This window comes from Bacillus cereus group sp. BfR-BA-01441, from assembly GCF_022663075.1.
Lineage (GTDB): Bacteria > Bacillota > Bacilli > Bacillales > Bacillaceae_G > Bacillus_A > Bacillus_A cereus.
On sequence record NZ_JAKUEU010000031.1, the window covers coordinates 26,487 to 48,402 of the forward strand.

Consider the following 21,916-nt stretch of genomic DNA (forward strand, 5'->3'; position numbering starts at 1 on the left):
AATGGGAGTAGAAAAAATTAAAGCAGCGTTTGAAAATGGCAAGAAAGCATTTATTCCGTACGTAATGGGCGGAGATGGTGGCCTTGAAAAATTAAAAGAAAGAATTCGTTTTCTTGATGAAGCAGGAGCAAGCATCGTTGAAATTGGTATTCCGTTTTCAGATCCAGTTGCAGATGGCCCAACGATTCAAAGAGCAGGGAAACGAGCGCTAGATAGCGGCGTAACATTAAAAGGCATTTTTCAAGCGTTAGCAGAGGTAAGGAAAGAAGTACAAATACCTTTTGTTCTTATGACATATTTAAATCCGGTACTTGCATTCGGAAAAGAGAGATTCATTGAGAACTGTATAGAAGCAGGTGTAGACGGCATCATCGTTCCAGACTTACCGTATGAAGAACAAAATATTATTGCGCCGTTACTTCGAGAGGTAAACATTGCGCTCATCCCACTGGTTACCGTAACGAGTCCTATTGAAAGAATTGAAAAAATTACGAGTGAATCAGAAGGGTTCGTTTATGCTGTTACAGTAGCGGGCGTAACGGGAGTACGTCAAAACTTTAAAGAGGAGATTCATAGTTACTTAGAAAAAGTAAAATCACACGTCAACTTACCAGTAGTCGCTGGATTCGGCATCTCAACAAAAGAACATGTAGAAGAAATGGTTACAATATGCGACGGAGTTGTCGTTGGAAGTAAGGTCATTGAGCTTTTAGAAAATGAAAAGCGAGAAGAAATATGTGAATTAATATATGCAACAAAACAAAAAGAAGAGGCATAGTCTCTTCTTTTTGTTTTGCGTAATAAGTGTTAAAATATACAGAAAATACATATAATTCAGAGGGGGAGAAGGCATGCTAAGACGTAAATTACTATATCTATTTTTAACTGTACCATTATACGCTTGGCTCATTAGCATGACGAAAATAGAGTTAATGGCTCTATTTTTAGGGTATGTATTCATCTTTTCCAACTTAAATCGCATTCAAGAACAGTCTATTTTAGAAATATGTCTATTTTCGATTAGTATAGAATTATTTAGTATCGTTTCGATTGTATTATTAAACGAATTATTTCTACGGATTCATTCATTTACATTAATGAAATTTTGGAATATTATATTGCAAGCAATATGTACTTACATTGTGTTTGTTGTGTTGAAAGAAATAGTCGGAAAGCAGACAGTTTTTCAGGATAATAGAAAATGGGAGTGAATGAAAAGGAGCCGTTTGGTTCCTTTTTTGAATCTGTTTTAAAAACAATTGAAAATTATAGCATCTGTTATATAATAGTTAAAAATTGTATTTTAAACGAAATGAGATGATAACATGGCCATATTGTTGGCACTTATCCCAATTATGATGATTTTCATTTGTTTATTTTTATTTAAACAAACGTCATTAAGGTCCTCGTTAATTTCTTATGCTGTGTCTGTTGGAATCGTTTTACTCTCGCCAACGTTTCAATTAGGGATAAGTGAAACTGTACACGCAACGATTAAAGGATGGTTAATTTGTTTTATTGTCGGGTACGTTTTATTTTTCGGTATTTTTTTATTTCACCTCATGAACAAAATGGGGTACATCGATCAAGTAGCACGTTTTCTAGAAGAAGTTACTCAGGATCGCTTATTACAAATGCTGCTTATGTGTTTTGGCATTTGCCCGCTTATTGAATCAGTAAGTGGATTCGGTATCGGCTTCATGGTTGCAGCACCTATTTTTCTTTCACTAGGATATAAACCATTTCAAGCTGTACTACTCTCATTCATCGGCTTACTAGCTAGTTCATGGGGCGCAATGGCAACTGGTACGATTATCGGTTCGCAGCTAATAAATATGCCTCTTACAACACTTGGCACAAATACAGCGCTATTAAGTATTCCGATGTTTGCTTACTTCGTTATTCTTTCTTTACACGTTGTTGGCGGCTGGCAAGCGGTTATAGAAAAGTGGAAAGAAGGAGTAGGATTCTTTCTATTATTTTCTCTCGGAATCTATCTTTCTAATGCATACGTAAGTGTTGAACTAGCCGGGATATTAAGTTCTATCGTTACGATTACCTTTGGCTTTCTTATCATTAAATTAAAAGGAAAAAGTGGGCAAAATCTTATAACAGAGCATGCGGCTGCAACGGAGAGAGAAGTATCCATTATAAAAATTATTAGCCCTTATATATTTCTAACAGTTTGTATTTTACTTTCTCGCCTCGTTCCAGCATTACATGATTTGTTCAGATCATATGCGGTTCTTGATTTGAAATCATACTCTTACAAACTAGAGTTACTATATTCACCAGGATTTTGGCTCGGTATGACTTGCTTATTTACTATTATTTTCTTCCGCATCCCGTCTAATATTATTAAACAATCACTCTCACAAACGATCAAACAATGGATTCCTTTTGCGATTACGACGACAATGTTTATCGCCATTTCAGAACTAATGGGTGCATCAGGCATGCATTCATTACTCGCAAAGACAGCTGGTGATACATTTGGAACATTTTTCGTTTTCGTTGCGCCGTTTATTGGCGCTATTGGTGGATTTTTAACAGGTAGTAACGCAGGATCAAATGCAATGTTTATAAAACTACAAATGCAAACCGCACAAAACGTAGCACTCCCGTGGCAATATGTCACAACACTTCAAAACACCGCATCATCAGTAGCGACAATCGCTTGTCCATCACGGATTACACTAGGTGCTTACTTATGTAATATCCCTTACCGTGAAAATGAACTATTAAAGAAGACGACGTTAATGATTTTTGGTGCGGTTTTGCTTGTAGTGGTAGAGGTTATTGTTTGGTATATGTTGAGAAATTAAAAATCCTCCTAATATAGGAGGATTTTTTTTATGAGTGGATAATGATTTAAATATGAATAGCTTCTACTAGATGAATAGGAGATGAAATGTATGACCCTAAAAAACTACGGTGTGTTAAAAGGTACAGTTATACAATCAGAGATTGGAAAAGGGAAAACACCTCATTATCAAGTTCATTTACAAGGCGAAGCAGAAGTAGATTATCGCATTGCAATTAACGTAAAGTCGCAAAGTTATCCGTCAGAAGTGTTATATTTTGCGAGTGACAATATTCGGTCAGAGGCGATTCATATTTTACCGACATTACCATTTGGTTTTACAGAAATAAAAAATAATGAACCGAAAGTAGCTTTAGACTACGTACGAGGTAATTTATTTGATTCGAAACAAATGATTCCTTTACCTGCTGAAAAAGCAGGAGTAGACAATGATTTAAATGAAAAAATAGAACGTTATATAAAACGAGCAATAGAAGAAAAAGCGACCATTTACGCGTTTGGTGAAAGATGGGGACCAGAAGAAAATACACCAGATTCCTATTTTCATTTCAAACCAGGAAACGGTATACATGATATTCACATGAATCAAGGGAATGTAGAAAAATGGCAAGGTGATGATGGCATATGGCAAGACGGAGGAATACTCATTCACTTTGAAAAGGAAGAAGAATGGATTGGTATCTTTCTGGCATTCCAATCACAGTCATGGTGTACCGATGAAGAAGGGCATGCTCGTGTGCCTGTTGAGCATTGTGATTATAAGGGGAATATAAAATAAGAAGAGGGCGTTCAAAAAGAACGCCCTCTTCTTATTTTATAAAACGAAAAACTAACAAGTGTAGAAATACAAGAGAAAAGCAGTGCTACACTAGAAAACGCAATGAGATACATATTATATTTCATAACCTGTCCAATTAGCTGGTTACTGTCGTATTGGAACAGTCCCGCTATGATGTTGAATAAAAATAAAACGATAAACATGACGATAACTCCGTCTATTGATCCTTTAATGTCTGGTTTACTTAAAGCGATATGTGCGGAAATGCAAATGGCGATAAATAAAAATAACCAAAAGGAAGGATTCAATAAATTACCGATTGTAAATAAGTTTTTCAATAATACAAACGTCGACAAGAGCATGTTTTGGATCATTTCTACATTAATAGAAGTAGAAGCAATCGTTTTTTCGAGAGTTGTATTAAATAAAAAATATGATTCTGGTACGAAATAGCGCATTAAAAGGATTAGTGCAGTAATACCAGAAATAATAGGCCCAATGCCGATGAAGAAATTCCCAATTCGTTGATACACACTTTTTTGATTGTATTGATGTTGTACGTAACCTAAAGCCCCTTGACTTGTATCTGTTGGGAAGAACTGAGTCGCCACAATTTTATGACGGAACAGTACGCACATAATGGCATGTCCAAGTTCATGAATCGGAACACCGATCCAAGCCGTTAATAGGAATCCTTTTCTTCCAAAAGCTCTCGACCAATACATGCGTGTGAGAGATTCTAAATAGCCTAATAGAAATCCAATTACAATGATAACGCCAATTAAAGATAATAATTGGATTACGCTTGTAAGAAGTATTTGAAAAATTGAGTTTATCAATTCCATTGCCAGTCATCCAATCTGTTAAAAATATTATTTATTCTGTTTCATAATAGCATTTTTTTTCAAGATTACTAGCACATATATTTTCTTTCGGAAGAAGGATTTCAGAATCTTTTTCTTGTAGTCATGTTTTATGTCCAAAGTCATATATTGAACTTGTAACACCCTATATGGTATATGCTTAAGGAGGGATAAGAGAATGAAATGTCCGTCATGTCATACAGAAAATGCAGCGGAGGCAAAGTTTTGCGGGAATTGTGGACATTCGTTAACGGAAGAAGTAGTGGCAAGTAGTGGCCAAGAAGAAGGGCCGGAACAAGCACGTGCGGCACAAGCAAAGGAAGCTCGGCCAAATGAAACGGTAGAGCAAGCGAAGCGGTTCGCGAGCGGCTATTTTCAATTTTTTAAACATGCATTACAAGCACCGACAGCGATTATGAAAAGCGGCGCTATTGAAGTGCGAAATGGAATTGTAAGCCTTGTTCTTATTTGTTTTTTAGGAGCATGTATTTTTTATAGAATGATGAGTGCAGCATCAGCAGTTACGAGAACATTTGCACCAGATATATCTACTCCCACGTTTTTTGGAGAATCTATAACGGTCTTTTTCTTTTTATTAATTTTAACTTTATTTGTCGGATTTATTATTTTTGTAAGTGGTAAGATGATGAAATCGTCTTTTTCGTTTCTTGAAGTATTTGGTATATGGGGAACGATAGCGACGCCGACTATTGTCATATTAGTCCTTTCTTTTCTTTTTAGTTTCTTATTAATCTTTTTCTTACCTATATTATTATCCGTAGCTGCAACTTATATAGGGATTAGTATAACTGTAGCCGTATTAAAGCTAGACAATGGCGGATTAGATCTTGTTTACACACTTATTATTGCAAATGTTTTAATTGGAATTGCAACGTTCATGGTACTTTGGTCTTACATTAGTACGATAATTCAAGCCTTAACAAAGGGAATAACTGGCTTCTAATGAAAAGGTGGTTGACTGAATGAATGTATGTACAAAGTGCGGAGCTCAGTTTGAAGATGGTGTGCAATTTTGTCAAAACTGCGGGTCGAAGAGGGGACGTCCTGTAGTAAAGAAGAACATGAGCGGTGGTACAAAAGTTGGCATTACACTGTTAGCACTATTTGTTATAGTGATTATTGGATTGTATTTGTACGGAGCATCGTATTATACGCAGGTGGCACAAGTAGACCGGATGATTACGATTTTACAAGAGAGGGACGGAGAGAAATTAGCTGAGATCGTTACGGCAGATGATCCATCGGTTATGATAACGAGAGAGAGTTTAACGCCTCTATTTTCATATATAAAAGAAAATCCATCTTACGTAAATGAATTAAAAGGATATTTGAGACAAGGTGAAAAACAACGGGACGGAATAGAAAGAGCTGATTTTTCATTAACGAAAGACGGAAAGTATTTCTTTATATTTGATCGATATAAATTGAAAGCGAAGACGTACTATACAACTTTGCTTACAAATGAAAAAGGCGTATCGTTAAAAATGAACGGAAAAGAAATTGATAAGACAGATGACAAAAAGTTTGAGAAGCAATATGGGCCATTTCTTCCGGGAAATCAAGTGTTTCAATCAGATTATAAAAATGACTATGTAAAATTATCTCGTGAGGAAAAGGTTGTACTTATGAAACAAAGCCAAAATAACGTAACGATAGATTTAACGTTGCAAGCTCAATATATTACAGTTCAAACGAACGCGCCTGGTGCAACATTGTACGTAAATCAAAAACCGGTTACAGCGCTGGCAGGAGAAGAAATTACATGGGGGCCTGTAGCGACTGATGGAAGTGCGACGATTTATTTAGAACGAAATGGAGAAAGTGGACGGGAAACGACACAAGTAGAGACGGTAACGGCACTTTTGTCTTATAATCTTCCATTCCAAAAGAAAAATACAGAAAAAACAGTTGTTTATAATGTTACTCCAACGCCCGCGACTGGGTATGTATATAATGGTTTCATCTTTCCTGATAGTGATATTCGAAAATTAACGAGCGCAGATTTAACATATTTATCGAAAGAGCAGTTGAAAATTGCTAGAAATGAAATATATGCAAGGCATGGACATATTTTTCAAACGAAAGATATGCAAGCGTATTTTGCAAAACAGTCTTGGTATAGAGAAAATCCTTATTTTAAAGGAAAGTTAACAGATATCGAAACTTATAATATTGAACTAATCAAATCAAGAGAATAGAACACATGAAAAAAGGTACAGTGCATAACTGTACCTTTTTTATGGTTTTTTATCTGAACCAGGATCCCTTGAGAAAAAGATATGAAAGAGAAATGTGACTTTACTTGCTCCTCCTGATGTACTTGCTTGCACATCAGATAAACCATTAGATGTTAAAACACCTTCAGAATGAGGGGGTACGACTATTTTGAGATTATCATCTGATTCTGATGATGCAGTAACTGTTATTGTATCATCAGATAAGTTCAAAATTTTTACAGTGCCGATTGGTAAGATGGACTTGCCAGCGTGTGATGCTGAAGCGAAGCGAGAGCCTTTCCAAATCGTTTGTGGGAAAGTCTCATCATTAGATAACCAAGCACGAGCACTATAGATGGTTGCGTTAATAGAGAATTCTTGATCAAGCGACAAGGCGGGTTTTGGTTCTTTCGGTTCCTCTGGAGTTTGAGCGAGAAGGCCGGCGCACATGTATGTTTCACCTACTTTCAATTGTGACTGTTATAGCATATTAAACATATTGTTTATAAGACACGACAGTTACCTATTCAAGCATAGGTTTGTGCACAAAATTTGAAGATGAAATTCTCTTTCTTTACAATAGAAGTAGGTGTTATTTCTATAAAATATGGAAAACGTAAAGAGTATGTAAAAAAGAAGGAGTGGTAAAGTGAACTATGTCATTATTGGCGGAGATGCAGCTGGTATGAGTGCAGCTATGCAAATTGTTAGAAACGATGAAAATGCAAATGTTGTAACTTTAGAAAAAGGTGAAATTTATTCATACGCTCAGTGTGGATTACCGTATGTCATTAGTGGTGCTATCACTTCAACTGAAAAGTTAATCGCGCGTAACGTAAAGACGTTTCGTGAGAAATATGGAATTGATGCAAAAGTGCGTCATGAAGTAACGAAAGTAGATACGGAAAAGAAAATGGTGTACGCAGAGCATACGAAGACGAAAGATGTCTTTGAATTTCCGTACGATCGATTATTAATTGCGACTGGAGTGCGTCCTGTTATGCCAGAATGGGAAGGACGGGAATTACAAGGCGTTCATCTTTTAAAAACAATTCCTGATGCTGAGCGCATATTAAAAACGCTAGAAACGAATAAAGTTGAAGATGTAACGATTATTGGCGGTGGCGCAATCGGACTGGAGATGGCAGAAACATTCGTCGAACTTGGTAAGAAAGTAAGAATGATTGAGCGAAATGATCATATCGGTACGATTTATGATGCAGATATGGCAGAGTACATACATAAAGAAGCAGATAAGCATCATATTGAAATTTTAACGAATGAAAATGTAAAAGCGTTTAAAGGGAATGAACGAGTAGAAGCAATTGAAACGGATAAAGGTACGTATAAAGCAGATCTTGTTTTAGTGTCGGTAGGAGTGAAGCCAAATACTGATTTTCTTGAAGGGACAAATATACGTAAGAATCATAAAGGGGCAATTGAAGTAAATGCATATATGCAAACGAATGTGCAAGACGTATATGCAGCTGGTGATTGCGCAACACATTACCACGTTATAAAGGAAATTCATGATCATATCCCGCTCGGAACGACTGCCAATAAACAAGGGCGACTTGCTGGACTGAATATGCTTGATAAACGAAGAGCCTTTAAAGGTACGTTAGGTACAGGTATTATTAAATTTATGGATTTGACGCTTGCAAGAACAGGATTAAATGAAAAAGAAGCGAAAGGGCTACACATCCCGTATAAAACAGTCAAAGTAGATTCGACTAATATGGCGGGCTATTATCCAAATGCAAAACCACTTTACTTGAAATTACTATACCGTTCTGACACGAAACAATTATTAGGCGGACAAGTAATTGGAGAAGAAGGTGTAGATAAACGGATTGATGTAATCGCAATGGCACTCTTCAATAAAATGAGCATTCACGATTTAGAAGATGTCGACTTAAGTTATGCCCCACCATATAACAGCGTTTGGGATCCAATTCAGCAAGCGGCAAGGAGAGCGGAATAGCACTTTTTAAAGTGCTATTTTTTTGTTAAAGGGGAATTATCATTTTTGTCGAATGAAGAGAATCGGGAAATAGTTACATATGTGGAAGGGGAGTTTTTTTATGATTGTAGCACTTCAAAAAGTTCAAGAATCAGAAAAAGAAATATTACGTAATTTGTATGCTTTATATCTTCATGACCTTTCTAAGTTCACTATGAATATAACTATCGGAGCGAACGGATTTTTTGAATACGAAGATTTGCATATGTTTTGGAAAAATGACGGAATCACGCCGTATTTTATAAAAGTTGATCAGAGTATTGTAGGATTCTTATTACTACTGGAACGTCCGTTTTTGAAGAAGGAAAATGATTTTGGTATTAATGATATTTTCATATTGAATCAATATAAAGGAAAAGGAATCGGTAAACAAGCTGTTGAGAATTTACTAGAAGAGAAAAGAGGACAATATTTCGTTATCGAACTTGTAAAAAATGTACCAGCATTGTCGTTTTGGAAGAAAGTATATAAAGAACTAAACATTGAATTTGATGAGAGAGCGCAACTAATTGATGATGAAGAATGTCTCGTTCAAACGTTTAAAATTTAATGAAATTGGTGTTCCTTTTATATTAATTTGAAATTTAACTTTATCCCGCTATTTGCGGGCAGTAAGCTCCCACTGATTAAAGTTTCACTTTATTTTGAATATACCGTTTCCCCTTGAAAACATATTAAGTATCGCTTATATTTTCATATAGTATTTATTTTTTAAACGAAGCAATGAACGAACCAGGGGGCGCAGTATGGCAATTAACATGAGAACAATCGAAGAATGGATTGCTGAATCAAATGCAAGACATGAAGAAGACTTTGGACACGTTGTGGAAGAAATGAAAGAAGTATGTGTCGGACTTGATAACGCGACATTAATTTATACGAAAAATGTATTTTGTTTCGGTAAAAAAGTAGAAGTATTTTTCTTCTTCCAAGACCATGTCGTGATTGGACAAGAAAAAGACGAATATGTTGAGATTGAAAAATTAAAGTATGATGCCATTACAAATAGTAACTTAAAAACAAATGACAAAAATACTACGTTAGAATTAAAGTTTGCTAACGGACAATCTATCAACTTAGATAGTTTAAATGATAACTACGGTACGAAAAATTGGTTATTTGCTAGACAAATTAAGAGTATTTTTAAGTTAATCTAGTAAAAAAGCAGACCCTTTGAGGTCTGCTTTTTATTTAATTCCTATTACACAAAGACAATTTCTTTCTTCGTAACATTGTACACTTGTAAATCCTGTTTTATAAAAGAGATTTATTAGTTCTTCGGTCGTGTTAAATTTCTTCATATGATATTGAATTTTGAAAGTTTCAGCCACTAATAAAAAGGAGCCGTCCGGTTTTAAGACGCGAAATACTTCTTTTATATCTTGTTCAACATCAGGCCAAAAATAATGAGTTTGAAAGGCGGTAATGAGATCGAAGAAGTTCGTATGATGTGGAATCGAAGAAACGCTTGCTTGTTGAACAATTACTTTTTGTTTTTGAACATCTTTTGCATTCGTCTGTATAGAATTTTTCACAGCTTGATCGGAGTAATCAATCCCATATATTTCCCCAAGTGGAGTTCGTTTTGAAAGAGTGTGTATGGTTTTACCTCCACCACAGCCGATGTCTAATACGACTGCATCTGTCTTTATATGTACTTTCTGCAATGCCCAATTTATTAATCTCGTATGTGCAGCGTTCATAATACAAAGCATGGAGGAACCAATTGTTCCGCTAGGATTTTTTGCTTGCTGAATTAACCGTTGTAAAATGCTCAAGTTAAATTCTCCTTTTATGTAAGAATATATACTCATTTCGCCTTTTATAAATTAAATCCTTTAAAAAAGCACGCCGATAGACGGCGTGCTTCTAACAATGCAAAGCCCCTTTTAACCAATTCCGCGCCCGATATGCCCCAACTGGAACTTGAATAAGAGATGTTTCATTCCCAGCATCTATTCCGTACAATTGATCACATGAATTTGTATCAAAACTAAGTAAAGGATGCCCGCCCATCCCCATCGCGGTCGCTGCAAAAACGAGTTTATGAACAAGTATACCTGCTTCCATTTGATGAATACGGTACCCTCTATAGCCTAATGCATTTGTATAATAATCTTTCTTTCCGACTACATGTAGGCAAAGTGATACTTGAAAAAGGTTTACGTTATCCATCGTCATACTAGATTGAAGAGGATAACGAAGGTCCCCATATCGAAGTGGTTGTATGGAATGCGTTTTACTGTTATAAGTGTAAGCGCCGTTTTTTATATCTTTTACATTATAGAAACATCCATATAATGAGACGCGCGCATTTTCATTTATATACTTACCATCAAGGTCGTTGGAATAAGGGAGGGAGAGGGTCGCTTCTTGTAGTAAAGTAGCGAGCTCAGCTGCATCCCATTTCGTTAAAGTAAAGTCAGCATCAGGGGAATACCGTTTTCTGCAAAGTTGCAAGAAATCATAAGATAAACGCTCTACTTTCGGCAGTTGTACAGCATGCTCATGATATTGATAGTGCTCTTCATGAGCTAGTGTTTGGAAGTGTGCTGTCGATTCGATCATAGAAGCTTCATTTATTTTTGTTATCATCGGATATTCATCTACATGTTTTGAGCGAACGAAATGTTCATGTGCGAGCGGCGGAATTTGTTGCAACAACTCACGAGAAGTAAATGTTTTATTTTCATGGTAATCATTGTGAAACCAATTAGTTTCTGGCTCTGTACTTAAAGGAATAACGGCATACACACTTTCTTCACCTTCTGACAATCCGAGTAAATGGTTCAGTGCACGGTCTAGAAATTGAAAGTATACGCCGTTCGTATAACCGAACTGTTTGGCACATTCAAGTAATTGTCCAATGAGAACCCCGCTATCTAATCCTTGAAGGCGATATGAAAAGTTATTGTATTTAAAGAAGTTTTTCCAAAACATAGTGGATACGAATGCGGCACCGAAACAATCATGTATATTACAGCGGTTACCGAGTGCGTCTGCTAAATAAGAATCGAAATTTCCTTCGCGAAGTAAAATAAGCCGGTGATGCGCGGCGTCATAATGGTAAATGCCGTCTGGATAATCGTCAATCTTTAAATAGATATACAATTCATTAGGGTATAAGGCACCGCCTGAAGGAATGGATCTACGTAATACATTTCTCCCGCTATTTAGCTGACATAATTGTGTTACACCAAATGAATACCAAAGGTAGTGACCAATCTCATTTAGAGTAGGTGTAGTAGAAGAGTTCGATAAAGATAACGGGATTTCTAAGGAGAGCGGGATGGTAGGTACATTTCGATATAATTTATAAGGAAGCGGTGCGTCTTTCCAGTCCACCTCATGATTTGGCATAATTTCATCGATAGAGAAATGGAGATGATGTAAAAAAGTATTTAGCTGCATGAAATCCCTCCTTTACTATGGAAACGGATGTGGATGTGGATTTAATCTTTCATTTGTTAAAGGTTCGTCTGTATATCCAAGTGTCATCGGTACGGTATATATCCGGTCCAGTCCTGTAACCCGAGTAAGATGGTGTCCGAACGTCATCGGTAACATACCTGGAATAATAACTTTTACACAGTGTAGTCCGTTCTTTTCTATAAGGGGAACGGTTTGATCTACAACGATTACTTCAAGGTCAGATTGATGCAAACGATTTAAAAGTTGGTGGAGATCGGATGTTAAATCCATATCAAATGATTGTGATACATTTATTTCTTGGAACGTTTGCACCGGTGCATCTTCTCGTAAAAGGAAGTGAAGACGTTCTTCCGTTTCTTTCAATCCGTACAGCATACTATGGTCTTCCATTTTATTAACGAAATAAGGATCTTGTAAGCACTTTTCGTAGTATTCTCTTTTGTGCTCGAGCTCATCGTCTGTTATAAGTAACATGCCTGCTATTTCTTGAATGGCACTTTTTAAAGCTCGAATAGGATCTAAATGAGCGCCTCCCGCACAAACAACGTTCATTCCATTTTCACGCGTATTTTTTGCAATTACCCATAAGCTCGGGATGCCGTGTTCCATCGTCGCGTTAAAAGCGTGTAATTCATATCCGGTAATCGTACGTAACCGCTGGATCATTAATTGTAATTCTGTATCATTTGCTGAATTAAGATCAAGGCGGGGAAGAGGTAATTCGGCATACCAAGTGAGTAAGAAGGCATCACGCTCTACAATTTCTAAAATGCCGTGAAAAATCGCTTCTTCTAAACTACCGCCAATTGCACATCCATTTGATGTTTCATACACGAAAGCGTCTCGATGACCGAGGCTATAATAAGCAATTGATTCAGGAACTAAAAGCGGTCTGTTTTGTGATAAAGAATATCCCCATACCCAGTTTTGCTCATAATCAGGATCAAACGGTTTAAATGGAAAATTATCACGATTGTAATGTTCATTTGTATGTACACCGAGCGAGAGGGGATTTAGTGCGTGTTCTTCTAAATCATGAAAACTACCATGCACATTTGTCTTTTTCCCGCGAGGCGACATCCCGCAATATCGTTCTAAACCTTCTAAAATAGCAGTTGCTTCACTCACTGCAAATGAATGAGTTCGGCCTGCAACACCTTCATTTCCGAACATTAATGGCATGTTTATAATGACGTCAGCGAATGGTAATAATGAATGCTGCATTTTGCCGTTCAACATACCGACCCGATAATCTAAATAGTCTCTCGTTAAAAATGTGTTTAATTCATGAATGGAACGGCAGCGATACGTTTCGGTGCTTACTTTTAAACTCGGTTGTAAAGAAATTTCCGCCGCATCCGCAGTATCATTAGGTAAATTACTACATACAGGACAGAGAGGATCTGGAAGAAAAGAATGCCGCGTACATTGTAATGTTTGTAAGTTTAGTAAAATAAGTTCATTTTCTAAAGAAGAATGGTTATGAGTTAATATTTTTTCTGTTTCTGCGCAAATAAGATGGCACATTTGTAACATTCCATTTTGGGTGGCACGTACATCACGCCTCGTTACATTATCTGCTTTAAAGGCATATTTCCGCTGTAGTTCCCACATTTCTTTTTGGTCAAAGCCAGCGATAAAACGGCGTCCATCAGAACAATGGGAACATCCGGGCGTAAGAGGATGAATGTAAGGACCGATAATACCTTCGCCAAATGAAGTAAAACCACGTAGCCATGGAATATGATTTGACCGAAAAATTAGCTCAGCGTCATGATGAATAGTAGAAGGAGATCCGTCATGTAATACGAGAGCGAGATGAATATTTTCAGGAAGTACTTCTGGAAGGGTATGCTGATGAATGATGGAATATTGTTTGCATAATTGATCATGTACATAGTCTGCAAGAAGGCCATCTCCTATAAGCAATATATTTTGAGTCATAGACCGTCCTCCTTTGCAATTAATACCCCATACACACCGTCTAAGTTTTCTTTCAAAAATGGTTCGATTGCTAAATCAAACACGAAGGGATAAAAATTATGTTCTTCTAAATGCTGTAAGGCAAGCTGTAAAGATTGTGCGCTTGGAATTTCTTCTTCCGCTTGTATTTCCACTCTAAAAGAATCCGTGTCATATAAAATAATAGATGATTCAGGCAAGATATTAGCTCTGTAAGGAGTCTCTTCACTTTGAATGTGGAGCAGTGATAGTTGTAGTGCGTTCCGTAAGGCTAACGTCATATTAATATTAGATGCACCGTACCATCTATCATTTACACCAACCCAAATGACTGGAAAACTGAGAATCTCTTCACTCATTGCAATTTTAGGTGTTTCATGAATTGTAGCAAGAGCATCGTAATAAAATCTACAATGTTTATCGTGAATATCAGTTAAATCAATCGTTGTAAGTTCTTCTAGCATATGTGACTGCCGCTCATACAGTTTATTGTTTAAATGTTGTTGTAGTGCCCGGTAAAATCCTTCTGTCATCGTTTCTCCAGCACCGATACCGATATCGTTATGTTCAGGAATAAGGCGGTGAATGATTTCTGCTACATATGTTTCAATTCCTGTTAAACCGGCTTCTCGGCGTGCTTCATTATGAGTCAATCCACTGCAAGTCATAAGAGGCAGAAGGGGAGCTGGGCCATCTGATAGTGGAGTGGCTACTTGAATATAGCACTGTGATAACGGTAATTGATATGAATCTTGTTCATCCCATACATGGAATATACCGGCTTCTTTAGAAGTTAATGAGTCGAAAAAGCGGAATATATCAGTTGAAGTATGTTGGCCATACCGATGCTCAAGTTTTTCAGAAAGATTTTCTATCGTATCAATTGTAAAACTTTCATCAGTTGCAAGAGGGTGTTTTATAAAAGGATGCCACGTTCCTTCAAGTGTTTCATAGTTTAATAAAAAGAATTGTGATTCTTTTTCACGATAAGAATCATCCGCGACATGTTTAAATAATTCAAAAACGATTACATTTGCTAACATGGCAGATGTAATTTGTGAGAAGGAATCCGATGAATTTTCATTTTGCAAAGTCGTTTCATGTAGCCGATGCCATGCGGATTCCCAGCATTCATCACGGTTTTCCATTACGACAGGTCCAGCTATACCGAGTGTTGATAAACAAATAGCTGGTATAAAATTCTTTTTCGTTTCTCTACAAATAGTGTGAACTGTTTTTAAACCGTCAATGTCTCCATTTTGAGAAACATATAAAATCCAATCAAAAGGTTCGAATACTTCATGTAAGGGACGGTCAATTGTAGTATCGATTTCTTGAAGGAGTACACTGTTATCAACTTCATATGCACGTTCTATTAGCTCATGTATTCTGTCATAGTTTGTTTTATCTCGATCTGTAACGAGGTAATGAAATGTAGGTAAACCAGATTCTAATAAAGAAGAAACTAAGGAAGTGAGCATATCCCCAGAACCAAGTACAAGGACATTTGCTCCGCGGTACGTTTCAAATTTTAAAGCACCTGAATGAGAATCGGCTTCTAAAAATTCAATTTGCGAAGCATATCTGTCGAGTAATGTACTGTTTAATTCATGAGGTGCATCTTGATTTGCATCGCGAACGAAACCATTTTCATATAAAATCTCTCCAATTTCAAATACCCGATTTTGATAGGGGAGAGGGAGGCCATCGGTTATTTCTGCTAAAGAATAATTTCCGTTAAACATTGGCATTAATTTTTCAATCCAGTCATAAATTCCATCACCGTCCATGCGAAATGAACTGGCGTTATTTCGAAAATAGACACCCCCGTTTGAATCGGGGAGGAAGAAAGTATCCTTATTTACTTTAAGTTTTGCATGAATTGGAAGGTTATTCATTTTAATCCTCCTTACGTTTAGGCATACATTATTACTTTATGTCATGAAATTTGTCCCGTATGAACACAATAAAAAAAGGCTGTAGAATGATTCATTCTACAGCCTTTAATAGATTTTTAATCTATCAACCTTCTAATAATAATGACTTTGGATCTTCAAGCATATCTTTAACAGCAACAAGGAAGCTAACTGCTTCTTTACCATCAACAATACGGTGATCGTAAGATAAAGCAATGTACATCATTGGGCGGTTTTCCATACGCTCGTTATCAATTGCAACTGGGCGTACTTGGATTTTATGCATTCCTAAAATACCAACTTGAGGGCTATTTAGGATCGGTGTTGACATTAGAGAACCGAATACACCACCGTTTGTAATTGTAAATGTACCACCTTGTAGTTCTTTTAATGAAAGTTTGTTATCGCGTGCTTTTTTACCTAATTCACGAATTTCGCTTTCGATTTCAGCGAAGTTTAATTGGTTAGCATCGCGTACAACTGGAACAACTAATCCATCTGGAGCTGCTACTGCAATACCGATATCATAGAATTTTTTAATGATAAGCTCGTCACCTTGAATTTCAGCATTTAATAATGGGAATTGTTTTAATGCTGCAACAACTGCTTTTGTGAAGAATGACATGAAGCCAAGACGTACATCATGTTTTTTCTCGAAAGCATCTTTGCGTTCTTTACGTAATTCCATGATCGCACTCATATCAACTTCGTTAAATGTTGTTAACATTGCAGATGTTTGTTGAACTTCTACAAGACGTTTTGCAATTGTTTGACGGCGGCGGGACATTTTCACGCGCTCAACTGGTTTTTCGAATTCCGTTTTTGCAACTGGAGCAGGAGCGGGACTCTTTGGAGCAGCTGGTGCTTCTTTTGGTGCTGCAGCATGAGCTTGTACATCATGTGGTCTCACGCGTCCAAGTGGATCTGTACTACGTACGTCGTTTAAGTCGATTCCTAATTCACGAGCCATCTTTCTAGCAGCTGGTGATGCGATAGGACGGTTTGTATTTGGTAACCCTTGTAGTGTTGCAGTTTGCTCAGCACTTGGTGCCGCAGCTTTCGGTGCTTCAGCTGTTTCTTGTTTTGGTTGCTCAGCAGCCGGTGCAGGTGTACTTACTGCAACTGGTGCTCCATTAGCATCTAAAATTGCGATAGTTGCGCCAACTTCAACTGTATCCCCAGGTTCGCCTAGTAACTTCGATACAATACCTGAATCTTCTGCAATGATTTCTACATTGACTTTATCAGTTTCAAGCTCAACAACGCTGCCACCTTTCTCAACTTTGTCGCCTACGTTGATAAGCCATTGTGAAATAGTTCCTTCAGTAATAGATTCTGCAAGCTCAGGTACTTTAATTTCGATCATTTTAAATGTCCTCCCCTTATTTGCCTAACGGTGTGTTTTTTCTTCTTTTGTCTTCGGTAATCTCCATTTGTTAGCCTGGCCTTGGGCAGATATTCTGCCCAAGGAACAAGCTAGAAACCTTCATTGTTACTTTTTAGTTGCTGTAAACTTCAATTTCTTGTTTATCTTGACGGAAGTTATACTTCACATCTAAAGCATGTGCAACAATTAGCTCTTGCTCAGCTTTGTGAGCGAATGGATCGCCGCCAGATGGACTAGAGCGATCAGGACGTCCAATGTAGCCTGTTTTCACTTTATCTCCAGCAAGTTCGAACAGAATTGGAGCCATGTAATGCCATGCGCCCATATTACGAGGTTCTTCTTGAACCCAAATGATTTCTTCTAAGTTTTTAAAGCGTTTAATAATAGATTGAACTTTCTCAGCAGGGAATGGGTACAATTGCTCAATACGAACGACATGAACTTCGTCTAAGTTGTACTCATGTTTACCCGACTCGATTTCTGCTGCTAAGTCAATCGCCATTTTACCTGTGCTTAAAACAAGACGTTTTACTTTATTTGGTTTCATGCCAAGGTTTTCTTGTTCTAAAGCAGGTTGGAAACGTCCTTCGCTAAACTGACTAGCAGTTGAAAGCGTAAGTGGGTGACGTAATAAACTCTTCGGCGTCATCAATACTAATGGTCGAACAGCTTCTGTTCCTAAGATAGATGCTTGACGACGCAGGATATGGAAGTATTGAGCCGCGCTCGTTAAGTTTGCAACTGTCCAGTTATTCTCAGCAGCTAACTGTAAGAAACGCTCTGGACGTGCACTAGAGTGCTCTGGTCCTTGACCTTCATAACCGTGTGGTAATAGAAGAACTAAGCCAGATTTTTGACCCCATTTTGCTCTTCCAGCTGAAACATATTGATCAAATAATGCTTGCGCAGTATTTGAGAAGTCACCATATTGCGCTTCCCACATAACAAGAGTTTCTGGAGCGAATACGTTATAACCATATTCGTAACCAACAACAGCAGCCTCTGATAACGGACTGTTATGAACAGAGAACGATGCATTAATGTTTGGTAAGCGATGTAACGGTGAATATGTTTCATTTGTATCAGTATCGTGTAATACGATATGACGGTGTGCGAATGTACCACGCTGTGAATCTTGACCAGTTAAACGAATTGGCGTACCTTCTTGTAAAATAGAAGCGAATGCTAACGATTCAGCAAGTGCCCATTCAATTTTACCGTTCTCTTCAAGAGCATCTTTACGGCGCTCAAGAATTTTCTTCACTTTCGGATATACGTTAAATCCTTCTGGCCAAGATAGTAGACCTTCATTAATTGCACGAAGTGAGTCAATCTCAACACCAGTATCAATTGGTTGAATACCTTTTGCAACAACATCTGGTACTTTAACGTGAATTGTTGCGTCGCTCGTATCAGCTGGTGGTACTTGTGCATAGTCGGATTTTAATTGCTCTTGTGTAAACTGTGTAATTGTTTCAACCTCATCTGCATTTAGAACACCAGCAGCTTGTAATTGATCTGCATAAATTGCCCTTACAGTTGGATGGTTTTTAATTTTTTTGTACACTTGTGGTTGCGTAACTGCTGGATCATCCATTTCGTTATGACCGTAGCGGCGGTAACCAATTAAATCGATTAAGAAATCTTTTTTGAACAACATGCGATATTGAATCGCAAGGTTAGCAGCTGCAAGACAAGCTTCCGGATCATCAGCGTTCACGTGAACAATCGGAATATCGAAACCTTTTGCAAGGTCACTAGAATATTTCGTGGAACGAGAATCATAGCTATCAGTCGTAAAACCAACTGCATTGTTTGCGATAACATGAATCGTTCCGCCTGTTTGATACGCGTTCAATCTGCTTAAGTTGAGTGTCTCAGATACAATACCTTGACCAGGGAATGCAGCATCACCATGAACTAAAATTACGAATGATTTTGAAGTATCTTGATCTGGAAGACCAGATTTTTTACGATTCTCTTGAGCAGCACGTGCGAAACCTTCTACTACAGGATTCACGAACTCAAGATGACTCGGGTTATTTGCTAATGTCACGCGAGTGCTAACTTCTTCGTTACTAACGACTTGTTCTCTACCTAGGTGGTATTTCACATCGCCAGTCCAGCCAGAATTAGCCACTGCGCCTTCTATTTTTGCATGTTTGAACTCAGCAAACATGTGGCTATATGGTTTTTCTAATACGTGAGCAAGTACGCTTAGGCGACCGCGGTGAGCCATACCAATCATGACATCCTCAACGCCGTTTTTAGCACCTTCTAGAACAATTTCATCTAAAACAGGTACAAGCATATCAACGCCCTCGATAGAGAAACGTTTTTGCCCAACGAATGTTTTATGCAAGAATTGCTCGAAACCTTCAACAGCTGTTAAACGTTTTAAAAGAGCAGTTCGTTTTTTATTTGATAGTGGTTGACGCAATGAATTTGATTCCACCATTTGATGCAACCACGCGCGTTCTTCACTATCTTGTATATGAGAAAATTCATAAGCTAAAGATTTTGTATAAACGTCTTTTAATCTATGAATTACATCAAGTGCAGTGTGAATACCTTCTGGTGCATCTGGCCATACTGTTTTCGCTGGAATCGCTTTCAAGTCAGCATCGCTCAGTTCGCTCATTGCTTTCTCAAGAAGAGATTGTCCATTTGCAGCATCTTCCATCGGGTTGATGTGAGCCAACGTGTGCCCGAAAGAACGAATCTGCTCAACTAGTTGAACGACTTTAAGAATTTTTTCAATGTTACCTGTGTTTTGAGGAGAAAAATGTGTTGCTGTGTTGTCCCCTGTTACGACATCATCTTGAAACGAAGGAGCTCCAAAAATTTCAAAAAGCTCTTGTAATTCCGGATCAACAGAACCTGCTCCAGTTACGTAAAGATCATACTGTTCAATAACATAACCAAGGTTCGGACCGTGGAACTTGGCCCAAGGGTTTGTCGTTGTATTCTTCCTCGTCATTTGTTTAAACCTCCCAATGCATATAATCCTTTTCCATACAAAGGTGCATTTTGCTCTTTTTCAATAAGTAATGAATCAATAATCAATGTAAATGTTTTCTTTACTCTTATGTTATTACAATAATTTACATAATACCAAACACTATTACTTATCTGTTTTGTAAAAAAACATTCACAATAACTTATCACCCAAGTTAATCTTTCATGTTATAAAGTAATTTTACAGAAAAATGGGGTGGATATATTTGGTATGCCTATACTAATAGCTATAATTGTTGCATTTAAATATAGGTATAATAGTTAGAATGTTTCGATAAAATCAGTTTGAATTATGTATATTGAAATAATAAGCGCTTTCATAGATATTATACAACAATATAACGGAATATAGTATAAAAAATAAAAAATTATGAATTTATCGTAAACTTTATTTAGATAGTGTTAAATATTGAAAGGAAAGTGAAGGATTTCTACAAAAAAAGTTGCTAAACATAAAAAATGCTCCATAAACAGTTAGTTTCTATAAATATGACGAAAAACACCGTAAAACAAATAACGTATTTCGTGAAATAAAGAAATAAATGAAATATTTTAAAAGGATAAAACAAATATGGAGATATTAAATTTTAAAAAAAGAAGTGAGGAGATATAGTAACAGTTATTTACAGTGTTCCGTGTTTCGCTTCAAAATAGACGTGCTGAAATTGAAAAAAGTTTCTTCTATATTATTGAATATACTTATGGCACTTACAATGAGTACCGTCTTTATCTCATTTGTTGTTTTGGCAAAAAGATATTAAGATGGAAGAGAGAAAGGAAGATTAACATATGCAAATGATGTATGCTTTTGGCATTGGGCTTGTATTATTTTTAGCAGTATTCTTATTTATTCGTAAAGACGTTCAAGGCGGGATGTTAACGAAACGAGGATTTTATAAAATGATCGGCTGTTTAGTTGTTATGTTTATAGCGATTATTGTAATGATCGTTTTAATAAGTCAGTCACTATAGAATGTAAAAACGGAACCTTACTTCGGTAAGGTTTTTCTTTATTATTCAACCTAAAAATTACCACTAAATCCATTTACTACAAATGACTTATATTATATAATCCAATGAAATGATAGATAAGGAGTGTAGTATATGAATAAAAAAACTATCTTCTATTTATTAACTTGTCTACTACTTGTAGCTAGTACTACTTATATAATATGTAACAAACGAGAACAAGTGCCGCCTATATTAGTATGGGACAAACAAGAATACTATGTTACGAATGAACCAGCCAAAGTAAAAGAAGTTGGGCAAAAACTTGGCGAAGTAACAAAGAAAATTAAAACAAGTAGAAAACCTACTAAAAATAGAGAATCTAATACATTACAAGAGAAAACAGAAGTATTTACAATGATTGAGGAAGAAAAAAGTGATTACCCGCCTTTAATCATAAAGGAAGCTTATAGTGATGAATATAGGGTAGTGAGGCCGATGTTGAAGCAAGTATTGTGATGAAAAGGG

At 36.8% G+C, this 21,916-nt stretch carries 19 protein-coding genes and 1 pseudogene; 12 read left to right on the forward strand and 8 right to left on the reverse strand.

All coding sequences use genetic code 11. The features are described from left to right. Position 1 precedes the first annotated feature (1 nt). From trpA to MR107_RS15025, 4 genes are all read left to right on the forward strand, one after another. On the forward strand, positions 2-778 hold the full coding sequence (gene trpA, locus MR107_RS15010; protein WP_000537823.1) for a tryptophan synthase subunit alpha: 777 nt from the start codon (positions 2-4) through the stop codon (positions 776-778). A gap of 73 nt (positions 779-851) precedes the next feature. Continuing rightward, a complete protein-coding gene (locus MR107_RS15015; RefSeq protein ID WP_000946131.1) occupies positions 852-1,211 on the forward strand; it encodes a DUF4029 domain-containing protein in 360 nt (119 codons plus the stop codon). A gap of 114 nt (positions 1,212-1,325) precedes the next feature. After that, a complete protein-coding gene (locus MR107_RS15020) occupies positions 1,326-2,825 on the forward strand; it encodes an L-lactate permease (RefSeq protein WP_000996262.1) in 1,500 nt (499 codons plus the stop codon). A gap of 90 nt (positions 2,826-2,915) precedes the next feature. Then, the gene (locus MR107_RS15025; protein WP_226369045.1) at positions 2,916-3,602 is read left to right on the forward strand and encodes a DUF2278 family protein; all 687 of its coding nucleotides are present in this window, start codon (positions 2,916-2,918) and stop codon (positions 3,600-3,602) included. Between the two features lie 11 nt (positions 3,603-3,613). On the opposite strand, the gene MR107_RS15030 is transcribed toward MR107_RS15025, so the two are convergent. Next, positions 3,614-4,447 (reverse strand): hypothetical protein, encoded by an 834-nt coding sequence (locus MR107_RS15030; protein WP_226369046.1) that lies wholly within the window; start codon positions 4,445-4,447, stop codon positions 3,614-3,616. Between the two features lie 196 nt (positions 4,448-4,643). On the opposite strand from MR107_RS15030, the gene MR107_RS15035 reads away from it, so the two are divergent. Both MR107_RS15035 and MR107_RS15040 read left to right on the forward strand, forming a co-directional pair. After that, entirely contained in the window at positions 4,644-5,429 is a 786-nt protein-coding gene (locus MR107_RS15035) for a zinc ribbon domain-containing protein (protein WP_086404100.1), read from the forward strand. 19 nt (positions 5,430-5,448) lie between these two features. Then, positions 5,449-6,684 carry a TcaA 3rd/4th domain-containing protein gene (locus MR107_RS15040; RefSeq protein ID WP_226369047.1) on the forward strand — a complete coding sequence of 412 codons (1,236 nt, stop codon included), beginning with the start codon at positions 5,449-5,451 and terminating at the stop codon, positions 6,682-6,684. Between the two features lie 39 nt (positions 6,685-6,723). On the opposite strand, the gene MR107_RS15045 is transcribed toward MR107_RS15040, so the two are convergent. Next, entirely contained in the window at positions 6,724-7,152 is a 429-nt protein-coding gene (locus tag MR107_RS15045; RefSeq protein WP_000332414.1) for a hypothetical protein, read from the reverse strand. 199 nt (positions 7,153-7,351) lie between these two features. On the opposite strand from MR107_RS15045, the gene MR107_RS15050 reads away from it, so the two are divergent. The 3 genes from MR107_RS15050 (at position 7,352) to MR107_RS15060 (ending at position 9,882) form a co-directional block, all read left to right on the forward strand. Beyond that, positions 7,352-8,686, forward strand: coding sequence for a CoA-disulfide reductase (locus MR107_RS15050; RefSeq protein ID WP_226369048.1), 1,335 nt, complete (start codon positions 7,352-7,354; stop codon positions 8,684-8,686). 100 nt (positions 8,687-8,786) lie between these two features. Further along, positions 8,787-9,275 carry a GNAT family N-acetyltransferase gene (locus MR107_RS15055; RefSeq protein ID WP_063246046.1) on the forward strand — a complete coding sequence of 163 codons (489 nt, stop codon included), beginning with the start codon at positions 8,787-8,789 and terminating at the stop codon, positions 9,273-9,275. 196 nt (positions 9,276-9,471) lie between these two features. Continuing rightward, positions 9,472-9,882 (forward strand): DUF3908 family protein, encoded by a 411-nt coding sequence (locus MR107_RS15060; RefSeq protein WP_071740052.1) that lies wholly within the window; start codon positions 9,472-9,474, stop codon positions 9,880-9,882. A 30-nt stretch (positions 9,883-9,912) separates the two neighbouring features. Here MR107_RS15060 and MR107_RS15065 read toward each other — a convergent pair whose 3' ends face one another. From MR107_RS15065 to odhA, 6 genes are all read right to left on the reverse strand, one after another. After that, the gene (locus MR107_RS15065; RefSeq protein WP_053564981.1) at positions 9,913-10,503 is read right to left on the reverse strand and encodes a class I SAM-dependent methyltransferase; all 591 of its coding nucleotides are present in this window, start codon (positions 10,501-10,503) and stop codon (positions 9,913-9,915) included. A gap of 91 nt (positions 10,504-10,594) precedes the next feature. Further along, positions 10,595-12,136, reverse strand: coding sequence for a SagB family peptide dehydrogenase (locus tag MR107_RS15070; RefSeq protein WP_242292484.1), 1,542 nt, complete (start codon positions 12,134-12,136; stop codon positions 10,595-10,597). Between the two features lie 15 nt (positions 12,137-12,151). Next, positions 12,152-14,101, reverse strand: coding sequence for a TOMM precursor leader peptide-binding protein (locus MR107_RS15075; protein WP_199630646.1), 1,950 nt, complete (start codon positions 14,099-14,101; stop codon positions 12,152-12,154). Continuing rightward, complete coding sequence (locus MR107_RS15080) at positions 14,098-16,017, reverse strand: putative thiazole-containing bacteriocin maturation protein (protein WP_078385894.1); 1,920 nt, start codon at positions 16,015-16,017, stop codon at positions 14,098-14,100. Before MR107_RS15080 ends, MR107_RS15075 begins: the two co-directional genes overlap by 4 nt. A 124-nt stretch (positions 16,018-16,141) precedes the next feature. Further along, positions 16,142-17,401, reverse strand: coding sequence for a 2-oxoglutarate dehydrogenase complex dihydrolipoyllysine-residue succinyltransferase (odhB, locus tag MR107_RS15085; RefSeq protein ID WP_000569896.1), 1,260 nt, complete (start codon positions 17,399-17,401; stop codon positions 16,142-16,144). Between the two features lie 133 nt (positions 17,402-17,534). Next, positions 17,535-20,402 carry a 2-oxoglutarate dehydrogenase E1 component gene (gene odhA, locus MR107_RS15090; RefSeq protein ID WP_199630648.1) on the reverse strand — a complete coding sequence of 956 codons (2,868 nt, stop codon included), beginning with the start codon at positions 20,400-20,402 and terminating at the stop codon, positions 17,535-17,537. Positions 20,403-21,123: 721 nt separating this feature from the next. On the opposite strand from odhA, the pseudogene MR107_RS31980 reads away from it, so the two are divergent. The 3 genes and pseudogenes from MR107_RS31980 to MR107_RS15100 all read left to right on the forward strand — a co-directional run. Beyond that, positions 21,124-21,201 (forward strand): annotated as a pseudogene (locus MR107_RS31980) (permease); the annotation flags it as partial. Positions 21,202-21,229: 28 nt separating this feature from the next. Next, positions 21,230-21,412, forward strand: a complete 183-nt coding sequence (locus tag MR107_RS15095; RefSeq protein WP_226369052.1) for a DUF3976 domain-containing protein — start codon at positions 21,230-21,232, stop codon at positions 21,410-21,412. Between the two features lie 132 nt (positions 21,413-21,544). Then, on the forward strand, positions 21,545-21,907 hold the full coding sequence (locus tag MR107_RS15100; protein WP_001036584.1) for a hypothetical protein: 363 nt from the start codon (positions 21,545-21,547) through the stop codon (positions 21,905-21,907). Positions 21,908-21,916 lie beyond the last annotated feature (9 nt).